General features: G+C 44.2%; 16 protein-coding genes and 1 tRNA gene. 10 read left to right on the forward strand and 7 right to left on the reverse strand.

Annotation, left to right across the window (positions count from 1 at the left end; all coding sequences use genetic code 11):
• Positions 1-279 precede the first annotated feature (279 nt).
• Positions 280-1,500, reverse strand: a complete 1,221-nt coding sequence (locus V7K41_RS21850; RefSeq protein WP_334851571.1) for a HetZ-related protein — start codon at positions 1,498-1,500, stop codon at positions 280-282.
• Between the two features lie 405 nt (positions 1,501-1,905).
• Positions 1,906-2,565, reverse strand: coding sequence for an L-threonylcarbamoyladenylate synthase (locus tag V7K41_RS21855; RefSeq protein WP_334851573.1), 660 nt, complete (start codon positions 2,563-2,565; stop codon positions 1,906-1,908).
• Between the two features lie 138 nt (positions 2,566-2,703).
• On the opposite strand from V7K41_RS21855, the gene larC reads away from it, so the two are divergent.
• From larC to V7K41_RS21865, 3 genes are all read left to right on the forward strand, one after another.
• Complete coding sequence (gene larC, locus V7K41_RS21860) at positions 2,704-3,987, forward strand: nickel pincer cofactor biosynthesis protein LarC (protein ID WP_334851620.1); 1,284 nt, start codon at positions 2,704-2,706, stop codon at positions 3,985-3,987.
• Positions 3,988-4,234: 247 nt separating this feature from the next.
• Positions 4,235-4,336, forward strand: a complete 102-nt coding sequence (locus tag V7K41_RS32970) for a bacteriorhodopsin (RefSeq protein WP_442943249.1) — start codon at positions 4,235-4,237, stop codon at positions 4,334-4,336.
• Positions 4,296-4,547, forward strand: coding sequence for a hypothetical protein (locus V7K41_RS21865; RefSeq protein ID WP_334851575.1), 252 nt, complete (start codon positions 4,296-4,298; stop codon positions 4,545-4,547). The genes V7K41_RS32970 and V7K41_RS21865 overlap by 41 nt, the downstream gene beginning before the upstream one ends.
• A gap of 43 nt (positions 4,548-4,590) precedes the next feature.
• Here V7K41_RS21865 and V7K41_RS21870 read toward each other — a convergent pair whose 3' ends face one another.
• The 3 genes from V7K41_RS21870 to lepA form a co-directional block, all read right to left on the reverse strand.
• Complete coding sequence (locus V7K41_RS21870) at positions 4,591-4,740, reverse strand: hypothetical protein (protein ID WP_334851577.1); 150 nt, start codon at positions 4,738-4,740, stop codon at positions 4,591-4,593.
• Between the two features lie 78 nt (positions 4,741-4,818).
• Positions 4,819-6,006 (reverse strand): glycosyltransferase family 4 protein, encoded by a 1,188-nt coding sequence (locus V7K41_RS21875; protein ID WP_334851579.1) that lies wholly within the window; start codon positions 6,004-6,006, stop codon positions 4,819-4,821.
• 238 nt (positions 6,007-6,244) lie between these two features.
• Entirely contained in the window at positions 6,245-8,056 is a 1,812-nt protein-coding gene (lepA, locus tag V7K41_RS21880) for a translation elongation factor 4 (protein ID WP_334851581.1), read from the reverse strand.
• A gap of 633 nt (positions 8,057-8,689) precedes the next feature.
• Between lepA and V7K41_RS21885 the strand changes: the two genes are divergently transcribed.
• From V7K41_RS21885 to V7K41_RS21900, 4 genes are all read left to right on the forward strand, one after another.
• On the forward strand, positions 8,690-8,926 hold the full coding sequence (locus tag V7K41_RS21885; RefSeq protein ID WP_334851583.1) for a hypothetical protein: 237 nt from the start codon (positions 8,690-8,692) through the stop codon (positions 8,924-8,926).
• 178 nt (positions 8,927-9,104) lie between these two features.
• Positions 9,105-10,868, forward strand: coding sequence for a sensor histidine kinase (locus V7K41_RS21890; protein WP_334851584.1), 1,764 nt, complete (start codon positions 9,105-9,107; stop codon positions 10,866-10,868).
• A gap of 706 nt (positions 10,869-11,574) precedes the next feature.
• Positions 11,575-11,805: a NifU family protein gene (locus tag V7K41_RS21895; protein WP_012408256.1), complete on the forward strand. Its 231-nt coding sequence runs from the start codon at positions 11,575-11,577 to the stop codon at positions 11,803-11,805.
• 78 nt (positions 11,806-11,883) lie between these two features.
• Positions 11,884-14,118: a glycoside hydrolase gene (locus V7K41_RS21900; RefSeq protein WP_334851586.1), complete on the forward strand. Its 2,235-nt coding sequence runs from the start codon at positions 11,884-11,886 to the stop codon at positions 14,116-14,118.
• A 350-nt stretch (positions 14,119-14,468) separates the two neighbouring features.
• Here the strand turns inward: V7K41_RS21900 and V7K41_RS21905 are convergent, their stop codons facing one another.
• Together V7K41_RS21905 and V7K41_RS21910 are read right to left on the reverse strand one after the other, a co-directional pair.
• Positions 14,469-14,624 (reverse strand): hypothetical protein, encoded by a 156-nt coding sequence (locus V7K41_RS21905; protein WP_334851588.1) that lies wholly within the window; start codon positions 14,622-14,624, stop codon positions 14,469-14,471.
• A 402-nt stretch (positions 14,625-15,026) separates the two neighbouring features.
• A tRNA-Ser gene (locus V7K41_RS21910) sits at positions 15,027-15,111 on the reverse strand.
• A 106-nt stretch (positions 15,112-15,217) separates the two neighbouring features.
• Between V7K41_RS21910 and V7K41_RS21915 the strand changes: the two genes are divergently transcribed.
• From V7K41_RS21915 to V7K41_RS21925, 3 genes are all read left to right on the forward strand, one after another.
• A complete protein-coding gene (locus tag V7K41_RS21915) occupies positions 15,218-15,586 on the forward strand; it encodes a 2Fe-2S iron-sulfur cluster-binding protein (RefSeq protein ID WP_292867508.1) in 369 nt (122 codons plus the stop codon).
• Positions 15,587-15,758: 172 nt separating this feature from the next.
• Complete coding sequence (locus V7K41_RS21920; RefSeq protein WP_334851590.1) at positions 15,759-16,304, forward strand: thermonuclease family protein; 546 nt, start codon at positions 15,759-15,761, stop codon at positions 16,302-16,304.
• Positions 16,305-16,602: 298 nt separating this feature from the next.
• Complete coding sequence (locus tag V7K41_RS21925; RefSeq protein ID WP_334851592.1) at positions 16,603-17,415, forward strand: inositol monophosphatase family protein; 813 nt, start codon at positions 16,603-16,605, stop codon at positions 17,413-17,415.

Here is a 17,415-nt window from a genome sequence, read left to right on the forward strand (position 1 = left end):
ATAATGGATTTCTCTTTAGTCTCAAAGACCAACTATTGCAAGCGGCTACGCCATTTTTCTGGGTCTTGGGAACAGTAGAAAACAGCGTAGATAATAATCTCCTGTTCATTAAACTCGTAAAAAACGACGTAGGGAAAATGGCTAATTGTAGCGCGGCGATAAGTTTCATGAATAATCTGCTATGTGTTGGGGTGATGCTAAATTAAATTTAGGCAGGAATCAATACATCATAGGAACTCAGCGCCTAAGCCAAATTTCCGCCCCTCGTACCAGTCATAATCAACCTGTCTGGGCTTCAGTATGACCGTTGCGGATAGACCATGCTAGTTCTAACAGTTGAGTCCAGCGCTTTTGTACCTGTTTGGGGGTGCATTTGATGGCTTTGGCGATCGCAACGTCGTTTTCCCGTGCAGTTTTTAACTCTAATATTTGCTGTTGCTGTTCTGTGAGTTGATTCACAAAGATTTCCCACTGCTGGGAAGATAAACCCAACTTTTGCTCTAAACCCGCGCCTAACCATTGATGTACCAATTGCCAATGGTGTTGTTTGGCAAACTTTTCTACGTGGTATTTAAACCGTTGTTGGAGATAATCGCGCTGACGGCTGGTTAAACCGAGAATTTGGTCAATTTCTGGGGCTGAAAGGTCTTGAAGTTTCAAGCTGAGGTAGTTCATACAATCAGATTGACCTTGAGACTCCAGATATTTCATCAATTCGGTGATGACGCGATCGCGTTCTGATTCTTCAGATGGATCGAAATTAGTTTGGGCGATCATTTGCGATCGCAGCTGTTGCACCGCCGAGTTGCGCTGGTAAGATTCGGCTTCTTCACCCTTAGCAGACTCTACCGCCATTTCAATATCCACGGTAGTTTCTTGGGGCTGACGACGAGCAAAACCTTGGGCGCGCAAGATAATCAATTGCTGATTTGCACCACCAGGTAAATTGATCCGACGTTTGGCATACTGTTCTGTAAAGGCCATGTATTCAGCTAATTGCAGCTGAGTACGCGGCGTATGATTCTCTGGTAGTTCGTTTTCTCTACGGAAAGCTTTGATCGCTTCGATATAAAATGCTTGTAAAAAATCTTCAATTAGGCTGTAACGAGCATCAAAGCCCAACTCCGAACCAGACATAGTTACATGACGGTAAACCATAGCACCCAAATTGCTATGTAATTCCACCCGCCCTTGTTTGGAACCTAGTTGGTAATAACGTAAGCATTTTTGCATCCGATGCCTTCCCAACGTCATCTGCCAGGACTTGATTTCCCCAGATGTTTGAATGCGGGAGCTTTTGTCGCAAATGCGTTCTACTTCTACAGCTATGCGCTTTGCTAAAGCTTCTACGCACTTGGGTGTTGCTTTCACTTGCGCTTGCATTTCCTCAGACAGCAATTGAATCAAGCGATCGCTATTGCTATCTAAAAATTCTTCAGTCGAAATGTGGTTGTCAAAAATGGGTGTAGAGTTTGGTAGATTGACGACGTTAGCTTTCATGACTTTTCCAGTAGTATTGCACCGTAATTACAACGCAGACACAGCAATCAAGACCGTCCTGGGCTGGAGAATCTTTAGGCATTCATCCATCAAGACTTGCCGTATATAATGCTCACATCTAAAGCTCATATATCAAAACTATAGGAAATACGAAAGAGTTACAGTTCTGGCAATGTGTCGGTTTTTTTCACAAGCCACCATCTCAACGCTGGCACACGAGTACCCGCCATTTTCTTAAAGTTATCAAATACCTTACCGTGCCAAGTTTTGCCACCATCCTCTTATATCCACTGCCTCACAGAACAGCCCATCCTAGACATCACTTTTAAATATGACAATTTTAAAACTGGAGTTATTTTTATCACAATTTCCGAAACGGAAAGGTGCGCCTGTGAAGTGGAATTCTTATACCCATGCTGCTGCTGTTTCCCAACCTAAACCCCTCCGTATAATTGCTGCTTCGTCTCCGGTCATATCCAAGATGGTAGATACTTCATAAGTAGGTTCTTCGCCAGTGTCTACAATTATGTCTACCAACTTGTCCAAACGATCGAATAGCTCTACCCGCGACTGAATCGTTTCAGGATCTATCCGAATCATGCCATTATCTGCTTCATCTGGTGGCAGATGTGCTGAAGTTGAAATAATCGGATTGCCCAATGCTGCCAGCAACTCCAAACATACAGTATGGTTTGGTACTCTAATTCCAGTAGTTTTCCGTTTGGGGTTTTGCACCAATCGCGGTACTAACTTCGTAGCTGGGAACAAAAACGTGTATGGCCCTGGAATCAGGCGTTTCATAATCCGATAGGCTGTGTCACTTACGAAGGCATAAGTTGCCACATTTGAAAGCGAGGGACATAAAAATGTCAATGGTTTATCGTTTGCTAGCTGTTTAATTTGCCGCACTCGTTCTACCGCCGACTTGGCATTCAAATCACAACCGATCGCATAGACTGTATCAGTAGGGTAAAGCATGACTGCGCCACTAGAGAGCGCCGACTTTATTTCCTCTATTCGGCGAATTTGAGGATTATCCGGATGAACTGGGAAAATTTTTGCCATAGGACGGGGATTGGGGACTGGGGATTGGGGATTGGGTATTGGGGACTGGGTATTGGGGACTGGGGAGAATAAAAAATGATTCTTGACAAATGACTAATGACTAATGACTAATGACTAATGACTAATGACAAATTTATTATGAATAAAATCGCTTATCTTCAATGTCCGACAGGAATTTCTGGTGATATGTGCCTGGGTGCTTTGGTAAGTTTGGGTGTTCCTGTGGAGTATTTAATTGCAAAACTTAATGGGTTGGGTATTGAACAGGAATATCAGTTGAGGGCAGAACTTGTCCAACGCAATGGTCAGCAGGCGACTAAAGTCCATGTGGATTTACTAGACAATCATCACCACCATCACCACGATCGCGAACACAGTCACCATCACACACGCCACTTGCCAGAAATAGAGCAGATGATTCTCAAAGCGGGGTTGCCATCACGGGCAGAAGCTTGGAGTTTGGCGGTATTCCGACAGCTAGCGGTGGCAGAAGGGGCGGTGCATGGCATTTCGCCTGAAAAAGTTCATTTTCATGAAGTGGGTGCTGTAGATGCGATCGTAGATATTGTGGGTACTTGCCTGGGGTTGGATTGGTTGGGGATTGAAAGCAATAACGAAGGATTGCCCCTGCTTTACTGCTCGGCGTTTCCGACTGGTGGCGGCACTGTTCGGGCTGCACATGGTCAGATGGCAGTACCAGTCCCAGCGGTATTAAAGCTGTGGGAAATGCGGGGTTGTCCAGTTTATAGTAATGGCATTGACAGAGAATTAGTAACACCAACAGGAGCCGCGATCGCCACTACTTTGGCAAGAGATTTTGGTTCACCACCTGCGATCGCTATCAAGCAGATAGGACTGGGAGCAGGAACCATAAATTTACCCATTGCCAATATTTTACGCCTCTGGTTGGGTGAAAGCGCTAGTTTACAGGCAAATTTCAGTGATTCTGAAGCTACTAGCTCAAACTTGGAAACCATCTCAGTATTAGAAACCCAAATTGATGATTTAAATCCACAAGCGATTGGCTATGCGTTTGAGGCGTTGTTTGTCGCTGGTGCGTTGGATGTTTTTACTCAGGCGATCGGTATGAAAAAGTCCCGTCCGGGGATTTTACTAACTGTGATTTGTCATCCAGAAAATTTACTCAGTTGTGAAGCCGTTATCTTCCGCGAAACTACAACTTTAGGCATTCGGCGAACAACTCAGCAACGTGCCATTTTACAACGGGAAATTCAACAAGTGGAAACGGAATATGGCAAAGTGCGTGTCAAGATAGCATGGAAGGGACAATCACCAGAAAAAGTTATTGCAAATGTGCAGCCAGAATATGAAGATTGTGCAGACTTAGCCCGAAAACATAATATTCCCTGGCGCGAAATTCAACGGTTGGCGCTACAGCGTTGGTATTTAGTCAATGGCTGATACAAATTCCATGTTCTTCGTTGTCTCCGTATATCCCTTTTTTCTCCTACTGTCAGTAGACTGAAAACTTTTGCGATGCCTACGGCGGGCTACGCCTACGCTAAAAAATAGTAGTGTACGATACGGTTTTTGGAGGAATGGAAAAAAGCTGATCGTGTTGGATAAATTATCAGATTATCCCTCTTCTGTCACTTTCCGGGGTAAGTAAGTAGTAAATAAACTAAACTATCCAGAAACATTCCGCGCGATTAATCCTGGTGTTAAGACTGCACTCTACGCAATTTTAGACTTGTGTGCCAAGGTAGGTTTTGGTTTTATTCTCATATCAAGTCCGGTTAATCACTTATGATTACCGCATCTGTGCAAAAATCCCAAAAGCCTCTTTCCCCCTGCCCCCTGCTCCCAGCAAGAACTGCGGTCTAAATGATAAGTCTTTACCCGGAAATGATATCACATCAGCTGGCAATGAAACTTTAGCACAAGCTAGCAACAGCGATCGCATCATGCAAGCCGTTCACTCGTATATGCAGAGTGAGGAAAGAGAACGGAGTCCTTATTGATAACATGGATGCTCTCATTTTTGGATAGTGAAAATTAAATGTCCTAGTTTGCGATCGCAACCCCATATAGTTTTATATTTTGATGTGCCGCATCAATTAAACTTTGTAAATCTTTTCTTTTACCAAATCGTTCATCTATACCAAAATAGCCAATTGGTAAAAAGCCCCAATCTACCGTTAAGGCTATACTCATCAAAGGTTGATTAAGGATTTATGCAAGTTTAAATAAAATTTTAGATCCCCGATTTCTTCAAGAAGTCGGGGATCTATATTACCACGCTATTTGCGATCGCTCTTGGACAACTTGCTGATATACTTGCTCGGTTTGCTTGGCTAGTTTCGGCCAGCTAAAGCGTCGCTCTAAATCCTCATAAGCGTTATCCACCAGCCATTGGCGATAACCTGGATTTTTCAACACTTCCAAAATTCCCCAAGCTAAAGAATCGGGATTGTTCGCCCAAGTGACAATGCCTGTTTTGGTATGTTGCACCACTTCTGGAAAACCACCAGTATCAGAAACTACTACAGGAACGCGAGAAGCAAAGCTTTCTAAAGCCACAATCCCAAAGGGTTCGTAAAGGCTCGGAAAAACCGCACAGTCAGCGACAGTTTGAAATCTATCTAAGTATTCATCAGAGAGAAAACCTGTAAAATAGCAATGATGCCAAATTCCCAAATCCCAGGCTTGGCGCTTGAGATGGTCAGTATTGCCGCCACCAACGATCACAAATTTAACATTACCTCCCATTTGGGAAAGGATTTTAGGTGCAGCATTGAGCAATATAGGTACACCTTTTTCGTATGTCATACGACCAAGGTAATAAACGATTTTCTCATCGTCTGTGGCAAATTGGCGGCGAAAATCCAGAGCAGGAAAATCTATGTGATGTTGTTTCTTTGCAGCTCGGATACCGTTATAAATGACATCGATTTTATCCCAAGGACTGTAGAGCGCTCGTTCTACTTCTTGGCGCATATAGTCGCTACAAACAATAATTCGCCAAGCATTGTAAGCTAGCAAGGTTTCTTTGCCATTTATATAACCTTGGATATCTGTGTGAATACCGTTATAGCGCCCGTATTCTGTAGCGTGAATTGTAGCAATTAGTGGTATTTTAAAATTATGCTTAAGAGCGATCGCAGCATCTCCGACTAACCAATCATGGGCATGAATTAAATCAAAGGGCCCTTCCTCTAAAATCAACTTACCACCATGATCTCCCATACTCAGGTTGAGATTGACTACCCAGTGGAAAAAGTCATTACTATATGCCACTGGCACTCGATGTATCTTTACTCCCTCAACTACCTCATACATTGATGCCTGACCAAACTCCGCTGTAATCAGGTGGATTTCATGTCCTAGCTTGACCAGTTCCGGGTACAACTCCGCCACATGACGCGCAATTCCCCCAATAATCCTTGGTGGAAACTCCCAACTCAGTACAAGTATTTTCATTTACTAGACTCCCCGACTCTTTATAAGTATCTAACAAACTACATTTACCTAAAAATACAAGTCTGGCTAATGCGGTAAGTACTTTTACTAAAATTTTTAGATTTTTTAACAGTGATTTTGTTAAAGCTTATCAACAGTAGGCAGGGGGTAGGAGGCAACGGGCAGGAGGAACCTACCCTATGCGCCAATACGTGATTTAGCTGAATTCTGAATTCTGACTTTTGACTCCTGAATTCTATTAGCTTTGATCCAAGCGCAGTACTGCCATAAAGGCTTCCTGGGGTACATCTACAGTACCTACAGATTTCATCCGCTTTTTACCTTTTGCTTGCTTTTGCAAAAGTTTTTTCTTCCGACTGATGTCACCACCGTAGCATTTGGCTAGCACATCTTTCCGCAAAGCGGGGATGTGTTCGCTGGCAATAACTTTACTGCCAATAGATGCCTGAATTGGCACTTTGAATTGATGGCGGGGAATTAATTCCTTGAGTTTTTCTGCCATTGCCCGCCCGACGTTGTAAGCTTTATCTCGATGCACAATCATCGCCAAGGAATCCACAGGATCGCCGTTAATCATGATATCCAGCTTTACCAGAGGATTTTCACGGTAGCCGATGATGTGATATTCCATACTGGCGTAACCGCGCGATCGCGATTTCATCTGATCGAAAAAGTCAGTTACAACTTCCGCCAAGGGTAGTTCATAAGTAAGTGTGGTTCGTCCTTGGGCGAGATATTTCATATCTTTGAAGATACCCCGGCGATTTTGTGACAACTCCATCAAGCTGCCAACATAAGTTTCCGGCGTAATCATCTCTACTTGGACGTAGGGTTCTTCAATTTTTTCGCGATCGTTGGGAGAAGGTAAGCGGCTAGGATTATCGATGTACAGTTCCTCACCTTTGAGGGTAATCACCTTATAAACCACCGAGGGGGCTGTAATGATTAAATCTAGGTTATACTCTCGCTCTAGACGTTCCTGAACAATTTCCATGTGCAGCAAACCTAAAAACCCGCAACGGAAGCCAAACCCCATCGCGCTCGAAGTTTCGGGTTCGTAATGTAGCGCTGCGTCGTTGAGTTCCAGCTTTTCCAAGGCTTCCCGCAAATCTTCAAATTGATCGGCATCAATGGGGAACATCCCGCAAAAAACCATCGGGTTCGCTTCTGCGTAACCTGGCAAAGGTGCATCTGCTTTCGCCTTACTGAGGGTAATTGTGTCTCCTACCCGTGCATCAGCTACAGCTTTAATTGCCGCTCCCAAATAGCCTACTTCCCCAGCGTGGAGTTCATCAACTTGCTTTTGAGTCGGTGAAAGGACACCTAACTCATCAATTTCAAATTCTTTACCGGATGCCATTAAATGGATGCGATCGCCTTTTTTCACGGTGCCATCCATCACCCGGAAATACACAATTACTCCCCGATAGCTGTCGTAATAGCTATCAAATATTAACGCTCGTAGGCGTTCATTTATGGTATTGGGTGGTGGCGGTATCCGTTCAACAACTGCTTCTAAAATCTCATCAATACCAATTCCTTCTTTAGCAGAGGCCAGAATCGCACCACTGCAATCTAGACCGATAATTTCTTCAATTTCGCCAATTACCCGTTCTGGTTCAGCCCCCGGCAAATCAATTTTATTCAAAACCGGAATAATTTCCAGGTTATTCTCTAACGCTAAATATACATTAGCCAAAGTTTGCGCCTCCACACCTTGGGACGCATCTACTACCAATAGCGCTCCTTCGCAAGCAACAAGAGAGCGGGAGACTTCATAAGAAAAATCCACGTGTCCAGGAGTATCAATTAAGTTCAGCACATACTGCTGACCATCCTTAGCTGTGTAGTTCATCCGGGCAGCTTGCAGCTTAATTGTAATGCCGCGCTCCCGTTCCAGATCCATGTTGTCGAGAAACTGTTCCTTCATTTGTCGGTCTTCAACAGTGCCAGTAGCTTGTAGCAAGCGATCGGCGAGGGTTGATTTCCCGTGGTCGATGTGAGCAATAATACAAAAATTGCGAATGCGAACTGCGGGAACGTCAGTCATATACTATCTTTGCCTTAGCAGCAACCAAAGTTAAAAGGGCAATTTACTTAATGTATTTTAATGCTTTCTTAGCCAAGACGCTGCTAGCTTTTTAGTGGTGAGTTAAGAGTTAGTAGAGACGCGATTAATCGCGTCTGTACAGGAGTTAGGAGTTAAAAGTTAAGAGTTAGAAGTTATTATTCTCCCCCTGCTCCCCCTGCTCCCCTGCCCCCTGCCCCCTGCCCCCTGCCCCCTGCCCCCTGCCCTCTTCACCCCATCTTTAACTTTCGATCTAAATAGGTGGACATTTAAGAATATTATGAAAGTCTATTTGTCGCTGCTAGTATTCAACAGCTAGGAGCGTACAATAAATGTAAATAAGTACATGTAGGGATCGGGTAGGGATCGTGGGCAATTGCGATCGGTAATTGCCCACAATCGCCGATCTATCGGCAAAATTTCTAGAGCCATTGTCTAGTCAGTTATATGAAAAATGCGATTTAAAACTTAAAGCTGTTACTTTGGTGCTATTTCAGGGAAGTATTGAACTGTACCCTTGAAAATTTTTCAGCGAATTAGCCCAAATTAATGAATATAACTACTTTACAAAGCTTTAGACAAAACCAATTCAGAGAATTCAGAGTATATAAACCTATGAATATGAAAGAGAAAACTACCGAAGCGGAAAAAAGACAAGCCGATAAGGTAGAAATTGCTGTCCGCCTGGACTCAGAGTTAGTAGAGCAAATTCAGCATCTTACCAATGACCCAAGTAAAGTAATTGAGGTGGCGGTTCGCCAGTGGTTACGGGGTGAACTCCTCAGAGATGACGAACTAACGCGTACACCTGTGCGTACCCCTATTCCTCCTCGCGGTGAATGGAACGATTGACGCCATTATTTAGTTCAGATGTCAATGCAAGTTAAAAAAAGTAAAGTTTGCCAATCTGGTTTCCAAAACACCAAAAAATAACCAATAAAACACAAAAAAGCTGTAAAAATTTATGTATAAATTTCAGCGGCTTTAGTAAAATTACGGTCGGATACCCTTTGTCTATCCAACTCAATTAATGACTATTACTGCCAATTCCCAATTGTCGAATGTATTTTCCCAAAATCTGGAATCTATTACCAGTAAGACCGATGGCTCATTACCAACTTTAGGAGCCGAGTTGGTGTATACGCAAGATGGGGCAGGGTGCTATCTGACCTTTTGTTGGCAGTACAGCGAACTCCTGGGGTTAAATACTGAAAAAATAGTTGACGAGCTGAACCAGACCCAAACCTTTGTCCCTGTGGATAAGGTTACTTATTTGGAACGATTGCACCGAATTTTGACAAGTTTGGTGCCAGAAAGGTTTCAGTGTTGGTTTAGCTATCATAAGGAATTATTTGAGTTGGACTTAGTGATTAGTCCGATTATGCCGAGTTTGGGAACAACTGCCACTACAGTTTTAGTGATGGGACGGTTAGTGCAAGCGACACTAAACAAAAAACAAGCGCGTGCGGCATCAAAAACGCCCACACAAATAGAGTTGGCTTTACGTTCACAGCAACACCAAAAACTGGTAAATCGCATTACCAGAAATATTCGCCGGACATTGGATTTAGATATTATTTGGCAGCAAACAGTTGACAGTTTGGGGAAAGCACTGCGACTAGAACGCTGCATTATTTGTCCTTATCAGCCCTCAAGCTCAAAAGTGCAGGTGAAGGCTGAATATCGCCAGCCAGAACTAAAATCAATGCTTGGCTTGGATATAGATATAGCTTCTGAGCCTGCCTTTGCTCAAGCCTTGGCAACCCTAGAACCAGTTATGATGGAAGTGCCTGGATACAAGGAGTCTGGGCGGCAGAAAACTCTGGTAGTTGCGACTTGCTATCAAGACCAAGCCAATGGATTGGTTGCCTTGAATTGGCAAGATGAATGCTACACATTAACAGAATCGGAATTAGAACTGGCAAAAGAAGCAGCAGATCAATTGGGAACTGCGATCGCTCATGCTACTTTATATGAAGAATTAGAAATAGCGCGTCAAAAAGCCGAAGAAGCTTCCCGTCTCAAAAGCGAGTTTCTAGCTAATGTATCCCATGAAATTCGTACTCCCCTCAACGGTATGATTGGCTTTTTGAAGCTGATTTTGGAAGGGATGGCAGATGACCCAGAAGAACAAAATCAGTTTTTGGCAGAAGCTCACCACTTATCGATACATCTGCTGAATATCATCAACGATATTTTGGACATTGCCAAAATCGAAGCTGGTAAAATGGAGCTAGCTTACGCTCCAGTCAAGCTAGATGAGCTATTCAGTCATGTAGAAGGTTTCATGCGTCCCCAAGCAGAAATGAGAAACCTCAGTTTTCTGATGCAAATGCCTGCTACCTCCGATGAAATCATTGTCCAAAGCAACTACCAACGGTTGTTACAAGTGATGCTCAATTTGGTAGGTAATGCGATCAAATTTACCCATGAGGGTGGTGTTACCGTCAGCGCCGATTTAGTACTCAAAAAGGCGAACTTTCAAGATCAGCAATTTCCTGGGATGGTGAGAGTACGTGTGGCAGACACTGGTATTGGTGTTTCCTTAGACAAACAAGATAAACTATTTCAATTATTCTCTCAAGTGGATGGTTCCCGCACTCGCCAGTACGGCGGCACAGGTTTGGGACTGGCAATATCCCAAAAGCTAGTGGAGGCAATGGGCGGCGAGGTACATTTTTATAGTTTGGGCGAAGGACTTGGCTCAACAGTCACATTCACCGTGCCACTATATCAACAACCAGTCATGGTTTCGTCTAATGATAGCGACTCAACAAGTAGTGCTGAGTGTTGATTTAGTCATTGGTCATTGGTCATTTGGAACATTACCAATACTGGGTTTTGAGATTTTAAATTTAAATTTTTTGAGCAATTATTATTTAATAACTAAATTTTAAATTGGCAAGAGTTCTGTCCCTAGCCATTACAAGAGTTCTGTCCCTAGCCATTAGAGTTATATAATTATAGATTGGATTGAAGAACGAATCGTACTAAAAAAAGCCCAAAGACTTATTGTAGGCTCTTAACCAGTTGGGGCAAGGGCTGTATCTTAACTTAATGCCATTCTGTTGAAGAACAAAATACCACAAACGCCTAAATATTGGCTTTTGCTCGGCTTTACTCCATCTACGAGAAATAGATTTTTGACCCTTTTTTACAGTGAGTGTACTGAGGAGCATAAAATCCTGTCTTCCGTTGGACTGCAAAACAGAACCTAAAGGCTAGAGTAAAGTAGGAGGCTCAAAGGAAAACAATGTTTCAGCTAATCTAATCTCAAGTTGCTAAAACCAGCAGTGGTTTAGTCAAAAGTCATTAAAAACTGACACCTGACAATCATATCGGCAACTAGATTTAGGATCGATTTAACAAAGCTGGAAAATAAAACTTTGGATAATGGTTAATGAGTAAGGGTGCATTGGTGACAGGGATCGTTATTATTCAATGCCCCATGCCCCATTCTCCATTCCCCATACCCATCTTTAACTTAGCAGGTCTAAACTATGGAACTCACAATTGACAACGTTGAAACAGTCTTGGATGAAATGCGCCCTTATCTCATGTCTGATGGCGGCAATGTGGAACTCGTAGAACTTGACGGGCCTGTTGTAAAACTGCGGCTGCAAGGTGCTTGTGGTTCTTGTCCCAGTTCTGCAATGACCCTGAGAATGGGTATTGAGCGCCGCCTGAAGGAAATGATTCCCGAAATTGCAGAAATTGAGCAAGTGGTGTAAAAGTTAGGAGTTAGGAGTTAGGAGTTATGAGTTTTGAATCAACTCCTAACTCCTCATTCTTAACTCCTAACCATTCTTATGTCCCATCCTCTCTACATTGCTTTTATCTGGCATCAACATCAGCCGCTGTACAAATCTCCTGGCAGCGGCGTTTCGCTATCTCCGAGTCAGCAGTACCGTCTACCTTGGGTACGTTTGCATGGAACTAAAGATTATCTGGATTTAGTATTACTCTTAGAGCAATATCCTAAGTTACACCAAACGGTGAATTTAGTACCATCACTGATATTGCAACTCGAAGATTATATTGCTGGCACTGCTTTTGACCCTTATCTCGCAGCCAGCTTAACGCCGGATGAACAACTCACCTACCAACAGCGCGAATTTATTATCCAACACTTTTTTGATGCCAATCACCATACCCTGATTGACCCTCATCCGCGCTATGCCGAGTTGTACCAGCAAAGGCAGGAAAAAGGGCAAGCTTGGTGTTTGGCAAATTGGGAATTGCCAGATTATGGTGATTTGCTAGCTTGGCACAATTTGGCTTGGATCGATCCGCTATTTTGGGATGACCCAGAAATTGCTGCTTGGTTAAAACAGGGTCGGAATTTTACTTTAAGCGATCGCCAGCGCATTTATTCCAAACAGCGAGAAATTCTCAGCCGGATTATCCCCCAACATCGGAAAATGCAGGAGGCGGGGCAGCTTGAAGTTACTACCACGCCTTACACCCACCCGATTTTGCCGTTGTTAGCTGATACTAACTCCGGTCGGGTAGCTGTGCCTAATATGACACTACCTAAGCAGCGATTTCAGTGGGCAGAAGATATTCCCCGCCACTTGCGGAAAGCTTGGGACTTTTATAAAGACCGCTTTGGACAGATTCCTCGTGGTTTGTGGCCTTCGGAACAATCAGTAAGTCCGGCAATACTTCCAGATATTATTAACCAAGGGTTTAAGTGGATATGCTCAGATGAAGCCGTCTTGGGGTGGACGCTGAAACACCTTTTTCATCGGGATGGGGCGGGGAATGTGCAGCAACCAGAACTTTTGTATCGACCCTATCGCCTGCAAACTGCCGAGGGTGACTTGTCAATTGTGTTTCGCGACCACAGATTATCAGATTTGATTGGCTTTACTTATAGCGCGATGCCAGCGAAACAGGCAGCAGCAGATTTAGTGGGACATTTGCAAGCGATCGCTAAAATGCAAAGAGATAGTCAAAGCGAACAACCTTGGCTAGTTACCATCGCTCTGGATGGGGAGAATTGCTGGGAATTTTATCCCCAAGATGGCAAACCCTTTCTAGAAGCTTTGTATCAAAGTTTGAGCGATGAACCTCGCCTCAAACTTGTCACCGTCTCCGAATTTCTCGAAGAATTTCCAGCCACAGCCACCATTCCTGGAGGACAACTACATAGCGGTTCTTGGGTAGATGGCAGTTTCACCACTTGGATCGGCGATCCCGCCAAAAATCGTGCTTGGGATTATTTGACAGAAGCAAGGATTATGCTCGCAAGTCATCCCGAAGCGACGGAAGAAAACAATCCAGAAGCATGGGAAGCATTGTATGCCGCAGAGGGTTCCGACTGGTTCTGGTGGTTTGGTGCAGGACACTCCTCAAATCAGGATGCCATCTTTGATCGGTTGTTTCGAGAACACTTATTTGGTATTTACAAGGCATTAAATGAACCTGTACCGCCCTATCTCAAGCAACCAGTGGAAAACCACCAAGCACAGGGAAACCACACTCCACAAGGGTTTATTCATCCCGTGATTGATGGTAGGGGTGACGAACAAGACTGGGACAAAGCTGGACGCATAGAAATCGGCGGGGCGCGGGGAACGATGCACAATAGCAGCGTCATCCAGCGACTTTGGTATGGGGTGGATCACTTAAATTTCTATTTGCGGCTAGACTTTAAAAGTGGTGCTGCACCAGGGCAGGATTTGCCAGCAGAGTTGAATTTGCTGTGGTTCTATCCAGAAAAAACAATGGTCAACAGCCCAGTTCCCTTAGCAGATGTACCAGATGCAGCCCCACTTAATTACCTTTTCCACCATCTTTTAGAAGTTAACTTGCTGACGCAATCGATTCAGTTTCGGGAAGCTGGAGACAATTATCAATGGCATCCCCGTTTCAGTCGCGCTCAAGTAGCAATAAATAGTTGTTTAGAGTTGGCAGTGCCGTGGGCAGACTTGCAAGTTCCGCCAGATTATCCTCTACGTCTGATTTTGGTGCTTGCAGATGAAGGGCGTTTTTCTAACTATTTGCCAGAAAATGCTTTGATTCCCATTGAGGTGCCTTAGAACTCAATACCTTTGGTTTTACGAAATACCAATTAGGGGCGTACAGATGTAACGCCCCTAATGTTACGTGAGTTCGACAAGTCTTATTTGACCTCACCCCCAGCCCCTCTCCGTCTCGGAGAGGGGAGTAAAAAGCTGAATTTTTCGTTGAACTCATGTTTAATTAGGACTTACGCATCGTACATAAGTACTATACGTAATTTGGGTATTTCAGCCGTGTTTAGCACCCAGCGAAGTCTACGACAGTCTACGGCTACGCAAATATGGGAATAAATTGGGGTTATACAAAGCGCCTGAAACAACCAAAAACCATAACTCATATTATGGTTAATTTGTACAGTGCGTAAGTCCTATATTATTAATCGAGCACTATTTAGGATGCGATCGCCTTTTTGATATGTGCATGGGGCATAAAGATGACCATTCGATGTCCGATTGGTTGCGTTGACTTTGGTAATTATGGCGATCGCACATCTCTCAATACGGTTCGGATAAGCGTTTTTCACAATCGAGTCTGCTCTGGGAAATGGGGTTGCAGGTATTAAGTAAAGGATGTATTCAATTATGGATGATTCATTGATAAGAGCAAGCTATAGCCTGTCCTTGAGAAAAACATTCAATTCTGCACCTTAAAGTTTTGTTATGCAAGAATTTAAGTTAATTTTGACGGCTTTAGTTCCGCAGGTGTTTCACTTATCAGTCACCGATTATAAGCAAAACCATCATTATTACTCAACATCAATGACAGTTTATTATGATTGCCAGTAGTACAAGCAATAGCACTTGGTGTTATTGATTCAACCAATTCACTAAACCAACTAAACCATTTTACTAAACCACAAGTCAGTGCACAAAACGGTAAAATGGCAAATACCTAAGTTTGAAAGCCTTGGACTGTATACATTCAACGGAGAGGGAGGGATTCGAACCCTCGTTAAGTTTCCCTAAACAGACTTTCCAGGTCTGCGCCTTAAACCGCTCGGCCACCTCTCCAGGTGCCACAATTTACGATCGTACTATACAATCCCAGAAAATGCAAAGATAAAGAAAGATATTCTAAATTGAATCTGATAGTCCTAATCCCAAAACGCAAATCCAGATGTCCCGTACATACACAATTAAAGTTCGCGATCGCGCTACTGGCAAAACATACACCCTACAAGTGCCAGAAGACCGCTACATCCTGCACACTGGCGAAAAACAAGGGGTGGAACTACCGTTTTCCTGCCGCAACGGGGCTTGCACTGCTTGTGCTGTGAGAGTGTTATCAGGAGAAATTTACCAACCAGAGGCGATCGGCTTGTCGCCAGATTTACGTCGCCAAGGTTATGCCTTGTTGTGTGTGAGTTACCCCCGTTCTGACTTGGAAGTGGAGACACAAGACGAAGATGAAGTCTACGAACTCCAGTTTGGACGCTATTTTGCTAGGGGAAGAATTAAAGCGGGTTTACCCTTAGATGAGGAATAAACAATTGAAGAAGGCAGGAGGCAGGAGGCAGGGGGCAGGAGGCAGGGGGCAGGGAGCAGGGGGCAGGCAGGGGGCAGGGGGCAGGGGGCAGGGGGCAGGAGGCAGGGGGCAGGGAGCAGGGGGCAAGAGGTTCTGCTTGCTACGCGCAGCAGCGACCATAGGAGAATTGATAATGCCTGTGTCTCTTGGTAACTGGGTGCGAAAAATAGCTATTTTGGCTTGTTTATTACTCTTGGTGAGTTGCCAAGGTAAAAACCAGCTGCCAAACAATGAGGCTCAGGTGAAAGTAGCGCGGGTAGTTAGTGGGCAAAGTTTGGAAGTTTTAGGCATGGCTGAACAACCAAATTTGATTTCTCAAGTGCGGTTAGTGGGTATTGATGCACCAGATTTGCGACAGCGCCCTTGGGGGGAAGCAGCAAAAGAACAGTTAGAGAATCTAATTGGTGGTGTAGAACAATCGGTAACGCTGGAGTTTGATTTAGAAGCAAAAGACAAAATTGGGCGAACTCTAGCTTATGTGTGGAAAAATAAGGTGTTATTGAATGAAGAATTAGTCAAACAAGGAAATGCAATGTTTGTGGGGCGATCGCCTAACCATAAGTATGACCTGCGTTTAGAACGTGCCCAACAATGGGCTAGACTCATGGGGCAAGGAATCTGGAACCCAGAAAAACCCATGCGCCTCACTCCCGCCGAGTTCCGCCGCCAAAATCTTTGAAGAGCAGGGGAGTAGGGGAGCAGGGGAGGCAGGGGAGGCAGGGGAAGATGAGGCGTAGCGTTGAATGGCCTCATTTTTAATTTGTGGGAGCAGGGGAGGCAGGGGAAGATGAGGCGTAGCGTTGAATGGCCTCATTTTTAATTTGTGGGAGCAGGGGAGGCAGGGGAAGATGAGGGAGTAGGAGAAACTAATGCCCAATTCCCAATACTTCTCTACGAGAGGCTGCGCCAACGGCTTCGCTCACTACAAGTGCCCAATAACAAATAACAAATAACAAATGACAAATGACAAATAACAAATGACAAATATACAAATTTTTCTAGATATTGCTACGGAAGCAGCCTTAGCTGCTGGTGCTATTTTGCAAGGTTACTTGGGTAAGTTAGAAGACGCAATTATTGAAAAAGGACGCCCTGGTGATTTAGTCACGGCTGCTGATAAAGCCTCAGAGGAGTTGATTTTAGAAATTTTGCGCCGCCACTTTCCCCAGCACTCGATCCTCGCTGAAGAATCAGGGAAATTAGGTGATCAAGAGAATGAATATCTCTGGGCAATAGATCCTCTCGATGGCACAACCAACTACGCTCATCAATACCCATTTTTTGCCGTTTCCATCGGGCTGCTAATTAATGGCGTTCCCCAAGTTGGTGTAATTTATGACCCATTTCACAATGAGCTATTCCGTGCTGCTGCTGGCTTAGGAGCAACACGTAACCGTCAGCCCATCAAGGTTTCGGTAACATCTGAACTGAGTAAAAGCCTACTAGTAACAGGGTTTGCCTACGATCGCCGCGAAACCTCTGATAACAACTACGCAGAATTTAGTCACCTCACCCATCTTAGCCAAGGAGTTAGACGTAGCGGTTCGGCATCGCTAGATTTGGCTTATGTTGCCTGTGGACGTGTCGATGGTTACTGGGAACGGGGACTTTCTCCTTGGGATATTGCCGCTGGGATAATTTTGGTACAAGAAGCTGGAGGCAAAGTCACCGCCTACGATGGCACTGCTGTCAAAATTGAGTCAGGTAGAATTCTTACCACAAATAGTTATATTCACGACTCCCTCAGTAACGAACTTTTACAGGTTCCGCCACTGTCAGCATGGGTGTAG

This window comes from Nostoc sp., from assembly GCF_036917415.1.
Lineage (GTDB): Bacteria > Cyanobacteriota > Cyanobacteriia > Cyanobacteriales > Nostocaceae > Nostoc.

What these genes read in the sequence shown, in the direction of transcription:
- V7K41_RS21850 (WP_334851571.1), bottom strand. Translation starts at nt 1,500, where the DNA reads ATGAAAGCTAACGTCGTCAATCTACCAAACTCTACACCCATTTTTGAC.
- V7K41_RS21855 (WP_334851573.1), bottom strand. Translation starts at nt 2,565, where the DNA reads ATGGCAAAAATTTTCCCAGTTCATCCGGATAATCCTCAAATTCGCCGA.
- larC (WP_334851620.1), top strand. Translation starts at nt 2,704, where the DNA reads ATGAATAAAATCGCTTATCTTCAATGTCCGACAGGAATTTCTGGTGAT.
- V7K41_RS21870 (WP_334851577.1), bottom strand. Translation starts at nt 4,740, where the DNA reads ATGAGTATAGCCTTAACGGTAGATTGGGGCTTTTTACCAATTGGCTAT.
- V7K41_RS21875 (WP_334851579.1), bottom strand. Translation starts at nt 6,006, where the DNA reads ATGAAAATACTTGTACTGAGTTGGGAGTTTCCACCAAGGATTATTGGG.
- lepA (WP_334851581.1), bottom strand. Translation starts at nt 8,056, where the DNA reads ATGACTGACGTTCCCGCAGTTCGCATTCGCAATTTTTGTATTATTGCT.
- V7K41_RS21885 (WP_334851583.1), top strand. Translation starts at nt 8,690, where the DNA reads ATGAATATGAAAGAGAAAACTACCGAAGCGGAAAAAAGACAAGCCGAT.
- V7K41_RS21890 (WP_334851584.1), top strand. Translation starts at nt 9,105, where the DNA reads ATGACTATTACTGCCAATTCCCAATTGTCGAATGTATTTTCCCAAAAT.
- V7K41_RS21895 (WP_012408256.1), top strand. Translation starts at nt 11,575, where the DNA reads ATGGAACTCACAATTGACAACGTTGAAACAGTCTTGGATGAAATGCGC.
- V7K41_RS21900 (WP_334851586.1), top strand. Translation starts at nt 11,884, where the DNA reads ATGTCCCATCCTCTCTACATTGCTTTTATCTGGCATCAACATCAGCCG.
- V7K41_RS21915 (WP_292867508.1), top strand. Translation starts at nt 15,218, where the DNA reads ATGTCCCGTACATACACAATTAAAGTTCGCGATCGCGCTACTGGCAAA.
- V7K41_RS21920 (WP_334851590.1), top strand. Translation starts at nt 15,759, where the DNA reads ATGCCTGTGTCTCTTGGTAACTGGGTGCGAAAAATAGCTATTTTGGCT.
- V7K41_RS21925 (WP_334851592.1), top strand. Translation starts at nt 16,603, where the DNA reads ATGACAAATATACAAATTTTTCTAGATATTGCTACGGAAGCAGCCTTA.